Annotated in this window: 8 protein-coding genes and 4 pseudogenes; 8 read left to right on the top strand and 4 right to left on the bottom strand. The window is 63.2% G+C overall.

All coding sequences use genetic code 11. The features are described 5' to 3' along the window. Nucleotides 1–128: 128 nt before the first annotated feature. Nucleotides 129–2336 carry a catalase/peroxidase HPI gene (katG, locus tag LB553_RS18720; RefSeq protein WP_224515657.1) on the top strand — a complete coding sequence of 736 codons (2208 nt, stop codon included), beginning with the start codon at nt 129–131 and terminating at the stop codon, nt 2334–2336. A 66-nt stretch (nt 2337–2402) separates the two neighbouring features. On the opposite strand, the gene LB553_RS18715 is transcribed toward katG, so the two are convergent. Beyond that, nucleotides 2403–3080, bottom strand: a complete 678-nt coding sequence (locus LB553_RS18715; RefSeq protein ID WP_224515654.1) for an MIP family channel protein — start codon at nt 3078–3080, stop codon at nt 2403–2405. 331 nt (nt 3081–3411) lie between these two features. Here LB553_RS18715 and LB553_RS18710 point away from each other — a divergent pair, with 331 nt between their 5' ends. From LB553_RS18710 to LB553_RS18690, 5 genes and pseudogenes are all read left to right on the top strand, one after another. Next, complete coding sequence (locus LB553_RS18710) at nt 3412–4704, top strand: RsmB/NOP family class I SAM-dependent RNA methyltransferase (protein WP_224515652.1); 1293 nt, start codon at nt 3412–3414, stop codon at nt 4702–4704. Between the two features lie 92 nt (nt 4705–4796). Then, entirely contained in the window at nt 4797–5258 is a 462-nt protein-coding gene (locus LB553_RS18705) for a PaaI family thioesterase (protein ID WP_140635058.1), read from the top strand. 3 nt (nt 5259–5261) lie between these two features. Continuing rightward, a complete protein-coding gene (locus LB553_RS18700; protein ID WP_224515650.1) occupies nt 5262–5900 on the top strand; it encodes a 5'-methylthioadenosine/S-adenosylhomocysteine nucleosidase in 639 nt (212 codons plus the stop codon). A 70-nt stretch (nt 5901–5970) separates the two neighbouring features. Next, on the top strand, nt 5971–7536 hold the full coding sequence (guaA, locus tag LB553_RS18695; RefSeq protein WP_224515648.1) for a glutamine-hydrolyzing GMP synthase: 1566 nt from the start codon (nt 5971–5973) through the stop codon (nt 7534–7536). A 294-nt stretch (nt 7537–7830) separates the two neighbouring features. Then, nucleotides 7831–8594, top strand: a pseudogene (locus LB553_RS18690) (tyrosine-type recombinase/integrase); the annotation flags it as partial. On the opposite strand, the gene LB553_RS18685 reads toward LB553_RS18690, so the two are convergent. Next, nucleotides 8522–9445: a site-specific integrase gene (locus tag LB553_RS18685; RefSeq protein ID WP_224515646.1), complete on the bottom strand. Its 924-nt coding sequence runs from the start codon at nt 9443–9445 to the stop codon at nt 8522–8524. The pseudogene LB553_RS18690 and the gene LB553_RS18685 sit on opposite strands and share 73 nt — an antisense overlap. A 91-nt stretch (nt 9446–9536) precedes the next feature. Further along, nucleotides 9537–9785, bottom strand: a pseudogene (locus LB553_RS18680) (hypothetical protein). Nucleotides 9786–10720: 935 nt separating this feature from the next. On the opposite strand from LB553_RS18680, the pseudogene LB553_RS18675 reads away from it, so the two are divergent. Continuing rightward, nucleotides 10721–11789 (top strand): annotated as a pseudogene (locus LB553_RS18675) (cyclic nucleotide-gated potassium channel). Nucleotides 11790–11876: 87 nt separating this feature from the next. Continuing rightward, nucleotides 11877–12067 (top strand): annotated as a pseudogene (locus LB553_RS18670) (magnesium chelatase domain-containing protein); the annotation flags it as partial. A 293-nt stretch (nt 12068–12360) separates the two neighbouring features. Here the strand turns inward: LB553_RS18670 and LB553_RS18665 are convergent. Further along, the coding region (locus LB553_RS18665; RefSeq protein ID WP_224515644.1) for a transposase at nt 12361–12878 on the bottom strand (518 nt) is incomplete at its 5' end.

The raw sequence follows: 12878 nt of genomic DNA, 5'->3' as shown, positions 1-12878 counted from the left end.
CGGCAGGCCGGCCTAGTCTGGAATCATTCCAGGTTGGCGTGGCCAGCGGCTGCCCCCGAAATTTCGGGAAAAATCAACCTCGGCAAAATGCAACCACGGCAAAACCTCGGCAGAATCGGGAGACTAAGATGGACGCGAAAACCGACGACAATAGCGCTGGCAAATGCCCGGTGGCGCACGGATCCAGACGGAGCAACCGTGACTGGTGGCCGAACCAGCTCGACCTTGCTGTCCTGCATCAGCAATCGAACCTCTCGGACCCGATGGACGAAGATTTCGACTACGCCAAGGAGTTCGCGAGCCTCGACCTCGATGCGGTGATCGCAGACCTGCACAAGGTCATGACGGATTCGCAGGACTGGTGGCCGGCCGACTTCGGCCATTACGGGCCGCTCTTCATCCGCATGGCCTGGCACAGCGCCGGCACCTATCGCATCGGCGACGGCCGCGGCGGCGCCGGCGCCGGTCAGCAGCGCTTCGCGCCGCTGAACAGCTGGCCGGACAACGCCAACCTCGACAAGGCGCGCCGGCTGCTGTGGCCGGTCAAGCAGAAATACGGCCGCAAGATCTCCTGGGCCGACCTTCTGATCCTCACCGGCAACGTCGCGCTGGAATCGATGGGCTTCAAGACCTTCGGCTTTGCCGGTGGCCGCGCCGATGTGTGGGAGCCGGAGCAGGACGTGGATTGGGGCTCCGAAACCAAGTGGCTCGGCGACGAGCGCTATTCTGGCGACCGTGAGCTTCGCGGCCATCTCGGCGCCGTCCAGATGGGCCTGATCTACGTCAACCCGGAAGGCCCGAACGGCAAGCCGGATCCGGTCGCCGCCGCGCGCGACATCCGCGAGACCTTCGGCCGCATGGCCATGAACGACGAGGAAACCGTGGCACTGATCGCTGGCGGCCACACCTTCGGCAAGACGCATGGCGCCGGCGACGCCTCGCTGGTGGGCGCCGAGCCGGAAGGCGCCGGCATCGAAGCGCAGGGCCTCGGCTGGTCGAGCAAATATGCCTCCGGCATTGCCGGCGACGCCATCACCTCGGGCCTCGAGGTCACCTGGACGACGACGCCGACCAAATGGAGCAACAATTTCTTCGACAATCTCTTCAACTATGAATGGGAGCTGACGAAGAGCCCGGCCGGCGCCCATCAGTGGACGCCGAAAGGCGGCGCCGGCGCCGGTACCGTTCCGGACGCCCACAATCCCTCCAAGCGTCGCGCGCCGGCCATGCTCACCACCGACCTCGCGCTGCGTTTCGACCCGGCCTACGAGAAGATCTCGCGCCGCTTCCACCAGAACCCGGACCAGTTCGCCGACGCCTTCGCCCGCGCCTGGTTCAAGCTCACTCATCGCGACATGGGCCCGGTCGTGCGCTATCTCGGCCCGCTCGTGCCCAAGGAAGAGCTGATCTGGCAGGATCCGATCCCGGCCATCGACCATGAGCTGGTAAGCGAGTCCGACATCGCTGCGCTCAAGGCCAAGATCCTGGCCTCCGGCCTGTCGGTGTCGGAGCTGGTCTCGACCGCCTGGGCCTCGGCCTCGACCTTCCGCGGCTCGGACAAGCGCGGCGGCGCCAATGGCGGCCGCATCCGTCTGGCGCCCCAGAAGGATTGGGAGGTCAACGAGCCGGCCCAGCTCGCCAAGGTGCTGGCCAAGCTGGAAGCCATCCAGAAGGAGTTCAACGCAGCCCAGACCGGCGACAAGAAGGTCTCGCTCGCCGATCTGATCGTGCTTGGCGGCGTCGCCGCGGTCGAGAAGGCGGCGAAGGACGGCGGCAACGAGGTCAAGGTGCCCTTCACGCCGGGCCGCATGGATGCTTCGCAAGAGCAGACGGACGTCGCCTCCTTCGCGGCGCTGGAGCCGAAGGTCGACGGCTTCCGCAACTATGCCCGCGGTACGTTGCCGATGTCGGTCGAAGCGATGCTGGTTGATCGCGCCCAGTTGCTGACGCTGACGGCGCCGGAGATGACGGTGCTTGTCGGCGGCTTGCGCGTGCTCGGCGCCAATGCCGGCGGCTCGAAGCACGGCGTCTTCACCGACAGGCCGGGCACGCTCACCAACGACTTCTTTGTCAACCTGCTCTCGATGGCGACCGTCTGGGACCCGGCGGCCGGCTCCGAGCCCGGTTCGGACGAGGTCTACGAAGCGCGCGACCGCAAGACCAAAGAGGTGAAGTGGACCGGCACCCGTGCCGACTTGATCTTCGGCTCGCACGCGCAGCTGCGCGCGCTTTCAGAAGTCTACGCCTCGGCCGACGCCAAGGCCAAGTTCGTCAAGAATTTCGTCAAGGCCTGGACGAAGGTGATGAACGCCGACCGCTTCGACATCGCGAAATAAGGTCGTAACCTCCCAAGCAAAAGGCGCGGGGTCATGCCCGCGCCTTTCACTTTCATCGAACTGCGGTCAGTCCTTTTCGAACATGCCGGCCTTGGCGACGACACCGGCGACCGCCCCGCCGATCAGCGGCGCGACGATGAACAGCCAGAGCTGGCTGAGCGCAGCACCACCCGAAAACAGCGCCGGGCCGATCGAGCGGGCCGGATTGACCGAGGTACCGGTCACCGGGATCATGGCGAAGTGGATGCCCGCCAGCGTCAGGCCGATGACCAGGCCGGCAAAGGCGGTGGTATGCTTGGCGTTGGTGACGCCGAGGATCACCGTGACGAAGGTGAAGGTGCCGATCAGCTCCCACAGGAAGGCCGAGCTCATGCCCCATTTCGTTTCGTCCCAGCCATTGGCGCCGAAGCCGCCGGTGTGGCCGCCGGCCTGGCCGGAAACGATGATCCACAGCGCCAGCGAGGCGATGATGGCGCCGATGATCTGCGCGATCCAGTAGGGGACGACGTCCTTGGCCGGCATCCGTCCCGCCAGGAACACGCCCAGCGTCACCGCCGGATTGAGATGCGCGCCCGAGATCGGGCCGATCGCATAGGCCGCGGCAATCAGGCCGATGCCGAATGCCAGGCCGATGCCTTCCTGTCCGAGCGGCAGCGCGCCGCCGAAACCGCCCGTGACCACGGAGGCGGTGCCGATGAACACCAACAAAAACGTGCCGAGAACTTCTGCCAGATAAGTCTTCATTGCCCTCTCCTCATAGGATCCGCCAAACCGCGTTTCCTGCGTCGCGAATCACTGCCGGAAGAGTATTCCTGCGGACAACACTTGGAAAGATGACAGGTTAAGCCTGTGGGCTTCCTTACAGACGTCAATCAAAACATTAGAAGTCTTTCATATTCTGTTCGATTGTTCTGTTTCCTGGCTGCGCCGCTCATGGTGGAAAAACCGTTCGGCCAAATCGCCCGGTCCTGAAACATCATTTTCATCGGCAAGCCGAACGGAACTGTTTCAATCCCGGCCTGAAAGGCTTTATGAGCGGGCTGGAACCGATTTGTAACAGCTACGGAAAACGGGGATGCGACTGGGCGGAAGGCTGGCGGCGGCCATAGAGGTCCTTGAAGACATCGGCCGGCGGCACCGGCCGGTGGCCGACGCACTGCGCGACTGGGGCCTGTCGCATCGCTTCGCCGGCGGCGGCGATCGCGCGGCGATCGGCAACATCGTCTATGACGCGCTGCGCCGCAGGCGCTCGGCCGGCTGGCTGTTCGGCGAGGACACGCCGCGCGCCATCGGCTTCGGCGCGCTTCTGTTGGAGTGGGGGCAGACGGCGCAGTCGCTCAACGACGCGCTGGACGGCGATAAATTCGCGCCGCCGCTGCTCAGCGCGTCCGAGTTGAAGGCGGCGGCCGAGCGCAGGCTTGGCGACGCGCCCGATGCTGTGCGCGCCGACGTCCCGGACTGGTGCGCGCCGTTGCTCGAGCAGGCCTATGGCGACGCCTGGGTCGAGGAAGGCGCCGCTCTCGCGCAGCGCCCGCCGCTGGACCTGAGGGTCAACACGCTCCAGGCCGATCGCGCCAAGGTGCTGGCCGAGCTCCAGGGCACCGGTGCCGCGCCTACGGCGATCGCGCCGCATGGCATCCGCATCCCGCCGATCGACAGCGACGGCAGACATCCGAACGTGCAGGCCGAGCCCGCCTTCCAGAAAGGCTGGTTCGAAGTGCAGGATGAAGGCTCGCAGCTTGCCGCGGCGCTCGCGGGGGCTGCGCCCGGCATGCAGGTGCTCGACTATTGCGCCGGCGCCGGCGGCAAGACGCTGGCGCTGTCGGCCGAGATGGGCAATACAGGCCAGCTCTTTGCCCATGACGCGGAAAAGGTGCGGCTGGCGCCGATCTTCGAGCGCATCCGTCGCTCGCACAACCGCAACGTCCAGGTCGTCAGCAAGCCGGCGGAGCTTGCACCACTCACCGGGCATATGGACCTCGTGCTGATCGACGCGCCCTGCACCGGCAGCGGCACCTGGCGGCGCCGTCCCGACGCCAAATGGCGGCTGACCGAGCGTCAGCTCGATGCCCGCAAGGGTGAGCAGCAGGCGATCCTCGACACCGCGCAAGCTTTCGTCAAGCCGGGCGGCCTGCTGGTCTACATCACCTGTTCGGTGTTCGACGCCGAGAACGGCGAGCAGGTCGCGGCGTTCCGCGAACGCCATGAAGGCTTCGCGCCGGTCGATCACCGCCAGCTCTGGGACAGCCGCTTCCCGGGCCATGAAGGAGCCGCGCGCATTGCCGATAGCGGCGGTATCTCGCTGTCGCCGGCGCTCAGCGGCACCGACGGGTTCTACCTCCACGCCCTGCGCAGGAGTGCTTCTTGAAGACAGCCGACTTTTGCTGCGCTGCAGCATAAAAGATTGCCTGTCTTGCCCGGCTCTGCAATAACTTCGCCAGCAATATGAGGCAAAGCGCCATGGCAGCAGCCAAGATCGTACCCGCTCCGGATTTCGAGGAACGCGTCAGAGCGTCCTTTGCCCGCCAGGAGGCGATGGCGACGATCGGCGCCGAGCTGACGCTGGTGACGCCCGGCATCATCGAGATCGAAATGCCGTATTCAGCTTCGCTCACCCAGCAGCACGGTTTCCTGCATGCCGGCGTCATCTCCACCGCGTTGGACTCCGCCTGTGGCTACGCGGCCTTTTCGCTGATGCCGGAGAATTCCGGCGTGCTGACCATCGAGTTCAAGGTGAACCTGCTCGCGCCGGGCAGGGGCGAGCGGTTCCTGTTCCGCGGCTCCGTGACGAAGCCCGGCCGCACCATCATCGTCGCCGATGGCCAGGCCTACGCCTTCGCAGCCGACGGCGAGGCCAAGCTGATCGCCACCATGACCGGCACGATGATGACGGTGGTCGGCCGCGACGGAATTGAAGGTTGAACCATGGCGGGTGCAGTTCAGATCGCTGGCAAGGCTGTTCTCTTCGTCATAGCGGCGGAGGCCGAATACGGCCCACACCTCAAAAATCTGTTCACGCCGCTGATGACCGGGGTCGGTCCGGTCGAAGCCGGTGTCAGGTTGGGCGCCGAGCTGGCCGCATTGAAGGCCGAGGGAGCACTGCCGGACTTGGTCGTCTCGCTGGGCTCGGCCGGCAGCCGCAAGCTGGAACAGACCGAAATCTACCAGGCCGTGTCGGTGAACTATCGCGACATGGACGCTTCGCCACTCGGCTTCGAGAAGGGCGCGACGCCTTTCCTCGACCTGCCGGTGACGGTGCCGCTGCCTTTCATCATCCCGGGCATCAAGACCGCCTCGCTTTCGACCGGCGGCGCGATCATTTCCGGCGCCGCCTATGACGCTATCGATGCCGACATGGTCGACATGGAGACCTTCGCCTGCCTGCGCGCCTGCCATCTGTTCGGCGTGCCGCTGATTGGGCTCCGCGGCATTTCCGACGGCGCGGCCGATCTGCGCCACGTCAATGATTGGACGGAATATCTGCATGTGATCGATGAGAAGCTCGCTGCGGCCGTCGGCTTGCTGGAGCAAGCGATCGAAACCGGCGTGATCCGCCTGGGTTAGGCCCAAAAGGGACTGAAAGCCGCAGCGCTGAGCCATTGCGCCGACTCGTTTCTTTCTCTAAAGGCTCGCCATGACGACGACAGCCAATCATCCCGACACCGTTCTGATTGTCGATTTCGGCAGCCAGTTCACGCAGCTCATCGCCCGCCGCATCCGCGAGGCCGGCGTCTTTTCCGAGATCGTGCCGTTCCAGTCGGCCGAAGCGGCCTTCAAGCGCATCAAGCCGAAAGCGGTGATCCTGTCGGGCGGCCCGGCCTCGACCACCGACATCGGCAGCCCGCGCGCGCCGCAGATCGTCTTCGACGCCGGCGTGCCGGTGCTCGGCATCTGCTATGGCCAGATGGCGCTCTGCGTGCAGATGGGCGGCGTCGCCGAAAGCTCCAATCATCGCGAGTTCGGCCGCGCCTTCGTCGAGATCGAGAAGGAGAGCCCGCTGTTCGAAGGCCTGTGGGCGCCCGGCCAGCGTCATCAGGTGTGGATGAGCCACGGCGACCGCGTCATCGAACTGCCGCCGGGCTTCAAGGTGCTCGGCAAGTCGGAAAGCTCGCCCTTCGCGATCTTCGGCGATATCGAGCGCAAGATGTACGGCATCATGTTCCATCCTGAAGTGGTGCACACGCCGGACGGCGCAAGGCTGCTCAGGAACTTCGTCCACAACATCGCCGGCATCGAGGGCGACTGGACGATGCGCACCTATCGCGAGCACGCGGTGGAGACGATCCGTAAGCAGGTCGGCAAGGGCAAGGTCATCTGCGCGCTTTCGGGCGGCGTCGACTCCTCCGTCGCGGCGCTTCTCATACACGAGGCGATCGGCGATCAGCTGACCTGCATCCTCGTCGACCACGGCCTGATGCGCAAGGACGAGGCCAAGGGCGTGGTGGAGATGTTCCGCCAGCACTATAACCTGCCGCTGATCCTGGTCGATGCTTCCGACCGTTTCATCTCGGCGCTGGAAGGCGAGGCCGACCCCGAAAAGAAGCGCAAGACCATCGGCCGGCTGTTCATCGAGGTGTTCGAGGAAGAGGCGAAGAAGCTCGGCGGCGCCGATTTCCTGGCCCAGGGCACGCTCTATCCCGACGTCATCGAGAGCGTCTCCTTCTCCGGCGGCCCGTCGGTGACGATCAAGTCGCACCACAATGTCGGCGGCCTGCCCGAGCGCATGAACATGAAGCTGGTCGAGCCGCTGCGCGAACTCTTCAAGGACGAGGTGAGGGCGCTCGGCAAGGAGCTCGGCCTGCCCGAGAGCTTCATCGGCCGCCATCCCTTCCCAGGCCCCGGCCTCGCCATCCGCTGCCCGGGCGGTATCACGCGCGAGAAGCTGGAAATCCTGCGCGAAGCCGACGCCATCTATCTCGACGAGATCCGCAAGGCCGGCCTCTACGACGCCATCTGGCAGGCCTTCGCGGTCCTGCTCCCGGTGCAGACGGTCGGCGTGATGGGTGACGGCCGCACCTATGAATTCGTCTGCGCATTGCGCGCCGTCACCTCCGTCGACGGCATGACGGCCGACTTCTACCACTACGACATGAACTTTCTCGCCGCCGCCGCCACCCGCATCATCAACGAGGTGCGCGGCATCAACCGGGTGGTGTATGACGTGACGTCGAAACCGCCGGGGACGATCGAGTGGGAATGATTCAGACCCACTCCAACGTCGCAGGAAACACGCCAATCTGCGACGGAAGGCATTGAAAACAAAAATAAATCCCTCCGCGGACAATCGACCACAATCGGTGCGCAGAGATTGGCCGTGGCGGACCGCCTGACGGCCCTTCCGCGTATTGCTCGCTCGGATTTTCCAAAGTACCGTCTGTCCCGATGAGGCTCGTGACGGTACTTTTTTGCTTGTAAAGCATTGAAAATAAAGGAGAGTTCCTGCCACGCAGCCCCGAAATTGTACTGACGGTACTTTTTTCAGGAGGCAATGGGAATGCTGACGGATGCCGCTCTTAAGGCTCTGAAACCAAGAGAGAAAATGTACAAAATTGCGGACCGTGACGGCATGTATGTTCGCGTCATGCCCAGTGGCGCAATCTCGTTTCGACTGGACTACAGGCTCAACGGACGCCGCGAGACGGTCTATTTAGGCAGATATGGACGGGACGGAATCTCGCTTTCTCTGGCCCGAGAGAGGTGCCTCGACGCGAAGCGCGCCGTTAGGGAGGGACGATCGCCGGCAATCGAGAAGCAGCGCGCGAAACGTCGTCTCAAGGAGGCGAAGAGTTTTGGGGAGTTCGGCGAGAAATGGCTCAGTGCCGCTCCAATGGCCGACAGCACCCGAGCCATGCGCCGTTCCATCTTCGATCGCGAGCTTCTTCCGGTCTGGCGCAATCGCCTCCTGACGGAGATCACCCCGGACGATTTACGCGCCCACTGTGGTAGCATCGTTGAACGCGGCGCGCCGGCGACCGCCATCCATGTACGGGACATCCTGAAGCAGATTTACAGTTTCGCGATCCTGCACGGAGAGAAGGTGGCTACCCAGCCGCTGAAGTTGGGCCCGCATCGATTGCCACGTTCGTACCTAAAGACCGCTCGCTTTCACCCTCGGAAATTCGCGTGATGCTGAAACAGCTCGAGCACATCGCCACACTTCCCACGATCCGTTTGGGCATGCGGCTCTACCTGCTTACGATGGTGCGGAAGAGCGAGTTGCAGGACGCGGTTTGGGATGAGGTCGGCGACTTTCTCAATCCATGCAGGGTCAGGCCCTTCGGCAGGCCGGCAAGCTTGCACCGATGCGCCATTATGCCAGTCAGCGACTTGGCGGAGAACGGCTCACCATAGCCATTGACCAGGACGGTCTCGCCGCGCCTGTCGGCCGCATCCAGGATATCAGACAGCATCAGTGTGATCGGCACAAAAAGCCGCTTGCCGCCAGTTCGTCCCTTGTTCTTGGCTTGAACGATATCAAACCAGTCGAAGTGGCGCTCGACGCCATCGATGAAGAAACGGGTGCCCCTCTGGTCCCAGCGCAGGCCCGCAACGTCGCCGCGGCGGTTGCCGAGCCAAAGCGCCAAACCATAACAAGTGCATGCTGCGATGCCGAGCTGCCAACGGTTTTCGAATTGCGCCATCGCGTCGCGCGACCAAGCCTTCCAGCCAGCATAGGCGGGGCGCCACTCCACCGCTGCTGTGGGGTCGATTTCGATCCAATCTTGCCGCAGTGCGACATAGACCAGCTTGCGAATGCCCACCAACAGGTGCTTGGCCTTATGGGCCGTGGCGATGAACCGGCCAAGGAGTTCTTCGACATGGATGCGTCTGAGGTTCTTAACCGGAACGTTGCGCCAGATGAGCGGGTGGTCAGGGACCACCCGCAGTTCTAAAAACTGTTCGATCAGCCAAGTGTTCTTGCGTTTGCTGGCCTCATCAAGCGCCAGCCACTTGACCGAGATCTTCAGCCGTTGAAAGGCGGCTCCAAACGTGCCGGGCAGCTCCGGGCATTTGGACGACGGGGGCCTTAGGGACTTTCCGGCCCTCGGCCGCCGCTTGGTATGCCTCCTTGAAACCGGGTTGATTGGGTGCGGGCAGGCTAACCACACGCTCCTTCGTCCGATAGCGCCAGCGAAGTTTCCCATGGCGATCGGTGTAGGAGGAGAGGCCGGGATATTTGTCGGTCAGGGCAGAATGAATCTATTCCCTGCGATGATTCCCTTGCAACGGGACGTCGACGATATTTTCTTCATCGTCTCCAGGTAGTTCGCCAAAGGCCGCTTCGAGTTTGAGCCGATCCCAAATCACGCGACCGTCAACTTTCTTCGGCTTCGGCATGCGGCGGTCAGCAACCATCTGGTCGAATTCGGGTTATGCCACGCCAACATATCGGGCGGCTTCTTCGCGTGAGAGGCCGCGAGGAGGATAGGAGAGGGTGTCGCTTTTCATGACCTCGCCGCCGGCATATGTCCGCCTAGTGCACGGACTTCCATTCAGAGATCAGGATCTAGATCGTATCAGCCACCGTCGGAAGGGCACCGATCAAGCTGTGCGGTAAATTGCGGTCAAGACGTATAAATAGGATGGTTGTGTGAGTTCAGGGGGTCGAGTCGGAAGAGCGCTACAAGCGTTCCCCACATTCGGAACCGGTCCCCTTTGCATATCGTGTGGCATCATAGCTATACGGTCAATTTGGTATCCGAACCGAATGCAGAAGAGCTAATAGGGAACTCTAACGGATTGATGGCGACTACCATGACTAAATGGTTGATAAGGCAACGTTATCATTCGTTTTTTGCTGGCCGACAGGCTGTGCGTTTTGGTGCGAAATTAATGGCAGAAAGCGAACGCGCGCTTTACCCTCGAACACATGGTTCGCTTCGATCCCGCGACCGCCAGCCCCGCCGCCCACCGTTCCGGCCTGGGACCGGCAACTCTATTTCCCCAAAGACGCGGCCTGTTCCAGGCCGATTTTTATGTTTCGGCGACCCTCTATAATCGCTTATCGCTATCAATCCAGCAGACTTTAAGTCTCTGGCCTGTTGCACCAACGGGAGAATCGTTCATCGAAGGAGCCAGCTGCTAGCTTTCTCAAATGAGGTCCGCTAACTGCGCCGTTGCCTGGCGCCTCACCATACGGCTTCGGATGCTTCGCTGTCTGCCGCTTAGGTTGGGATTTGATCTGGTGTTGAGCAGCGTTACACCGGTGCTGGCTCAGTCGGGACCAAGCCTTTAGATGGCACTTCGATTTAGCCATGCGGCCGACGCCCATGTCGATTTGCTAATGCCCGCTAGCGCTGCGCAGTCGCAGCGACCACAGGCACCTTTGCGCTTGCCTCGAAGGCATTCTATTTTTGCAAATTATAGCCGCTCGTGGGTATCGTATGTCGGTACTGCCTATCTTACGAATTTACGCGCCGCTCAACGCGGTGCTGGCCGCGCCTGGACTTCTGGCGGTGGCAGCGCTCACGGTACCGGACATGTCCGAACGAACCAGAGTGGCTCTGGCTGCCCTGCTCGCCGTCATTTGGGGCGCCTATCTCCTCCAAATGGTCGCGACGCTGCTCAAGCGCCGGGAAGGAGACGTTCGGGATAGGACGCCGGCAATCGCCATCGATGTGCTCGCGGTTTTGATTCCACTCGCGGCATTTTTTGCTCGTCGGCACACCGGACCGGAGCCTCTACTGTGCTGTCTGGCTGCTGAAACCGCTGCGCGACTCGACTTTCTTCCCAGTGCTGGGCAGAGTCCTGGCCAAGGAAGCGCGCAATCTGATCGGCGTCACCACGCTCTTCGGTGTCGTTCTGTTCGGCGTCGCGCTCGCGGGCTATGTCATCGAACGCGGCATCCAGCCGGAAAAGTTCGGCAGCATCCCCCAGGCAATCTGGTGGGCGGTGGTCACGCTGTCTACTACCGGCTATGGTGACGCTATTCCGCAAAGCTTCGCCGGCCGCGTCCTTTCCGGGGCGGTCATGATGAGTGGCATCGGCATCTTCGCGCTCTGGGCCGGCATTCTTGCCACCGGCTTCTATCAAGAAGTCCGTCGCGGCGATTTCGTCCGGAATTGGCAATTGGTCGCTGCCGTACCGTTGTTTCAGAAGCTCGGCCCGGCCGTGCTGGTCGAGATCGTGCGCGCGTTAAGACCCCGCACGGTGCCGGCGGGCGCGGTGGTCTGCCGTATTGGCGAGCCTGGTGATCAGATGTTCTTTGTCGTGGAGGGCCGCGTCAGCGTCGCGACGCCGAACCCGGTGGAGCTTGGCCCCGGCGCCTTCTTCGGCGAGATGGCGCTGATCACCGGCGAACCGCGTATGGCGACCGTCAGCGCCGCAACGGTGGTCTCACTCCTGTCGCTGCACTCGGCGGATTTCCAGATGCTATGCGGCAGCAGCCCGGAAATCGCGGAAATCATCCGCAACACCGCCCTAGAGCGGCGCGGCACGGCACCGATGGCTTGACCATACTGGGCGCGCGGTTCCGGACTGTGTATCATCTCTGCCTAAGATCGCGATCAGACGGCGCCCCCTTCTCGTAATGTTCTTGCGATCGAGGCCGTGCCGGTCGATGTCCAGGTGATGATCGCGCCGGGCAAGGTCGCCATGCAGACCGTCAGCCTGCAGACAAGGCGCTGGCCGAAAGCCGCGAGCGCGTGCAGGCAGCACTCCATGCCTCGGGCCTATCGATGCCGTCGAAGAAGGTGACGGTCAACCTCGCGCCAGCGGATCTGCCCAAGGATCGCAAGGCCAAAAGGCAACAAGATTGAAGGCAAGAAGGCTCGCCTGCTTGGCAGGTTTGCCATGCAGTCGGATCGGCTGAAGCTGCACAGGGCTGGGGGTGGAGCTCAGAGACGACGGTTGATCAGACTCTCATCCGCGGGTTGGGTACCGGCCTTCCGTGTCTTCGTCTCGGGGCTGTCCTCGGTCTAGAGGGCGGGCGTCGGGCGCATCGGCTCGGCCACATAACTAGCGACGGGAGTTCCCCACCGTGGCCCCACCCCCAGCACTGTGCAGCGGGTTGGGTCGAGACCGGCTATGACGGCGCGACCTCCCGGCCGATGGCCCATAAGAAGGCGGCCATCTCGCGTGCGATCGCAGCCACGACCACCGGCGGCTTCTTGCCGGCGGCGCTGAGGCGACGATAGCGGGCGCAGAGCCGGACCTGCCCCTTCCAGGCAATATCGCGGACAGCCTTGGGCAACCCCTCGAGCCGCACCCTCAGGGCCTCGCTGACCCTGGCGGGGTAGCGGTAAGTCCATGCCGCTTCGACCAAGGCGCGACGGGCGCGTCGATTGCCGGCGAGTGTAAGGCTCGACCGGCGAACCGTGTCGCCGGTCGAGCGCTCCCCCGGGACGAGGCCGAGAAAGGCCATCAACTGCGGCGGCGTATCGAAGCGACGCACATCCCCAATTTCGGCCGCGAAGATCACTGCGACCAGGAACGAGGCGCCGCGCATGGCCTGATAGGCCTCGACGACCCGCGCCATGGACCAGGTTGGCACGACGGCGCGCAACTGCTCGTCCAGGCGGTGTAGTCGCTGAGCCGCGTCCT

The organism is Mesorhizobium sp. CA8 (assembly GCF_020164955.1).
In the GTDB taxonomy this organism is placed as follows: domain Bacteria; phylum Pseudomonadota; class Alphaproteobacteria; order Rhizobiales; family Rhizobiaceae; genus Mesorhizobium.
This window is presented reverse-complemented; position numbering and strand designations above follow the sequence as displayed.

What these genes read in the sequence shown, in the direction of transcription:
- katG (WP_224515657.1), top strand. Translation starts at nt 129, where the DNA reads ATGGACGCGAAAACCGACGACAATAGCGCTGGCAAATGCCCGGTGGCG.
- LB553_RS18710 (WP_224515652.1), top strand. Translation starts at nt 3,412, where the DNA reads ATGCGACTGGGCGGAAGGCTGGCGGCGGCCATAGAGGTCCTTGAAGAC.
- guaA (WP_224515648.1), top strand. Translation starts at nt 5,971, where the DNA reads ATGACGACGACAGCCAATCATCCCGACACCGTTCTGATTGTCGATTTC.
- LB553_RS18715 (WP_224515654.1), bottom strand. Translation starts at nt 3,080, where the DNA reads ATGAAGACTTATCTGGCAGAAGTTCTCGGCACGTTTTTGTTGGTGTTC.
- LB553_RS18700 (WP_224515650.1), top strand. Translation starts at nt 5,262, where the DNA reads ATGGCGGGTGCAGTTCAGATCGCTGGCAAGGCTGTTCTCTTCGTCATA.
- LB553_RS18705 (WP_140635058.1), top strand. Translation starts at nt 4,797, where the DNA reads ATGGCAGCAGCCAAGATCGTACCCGCTCCGGATTTCGAGGAACGCGTC.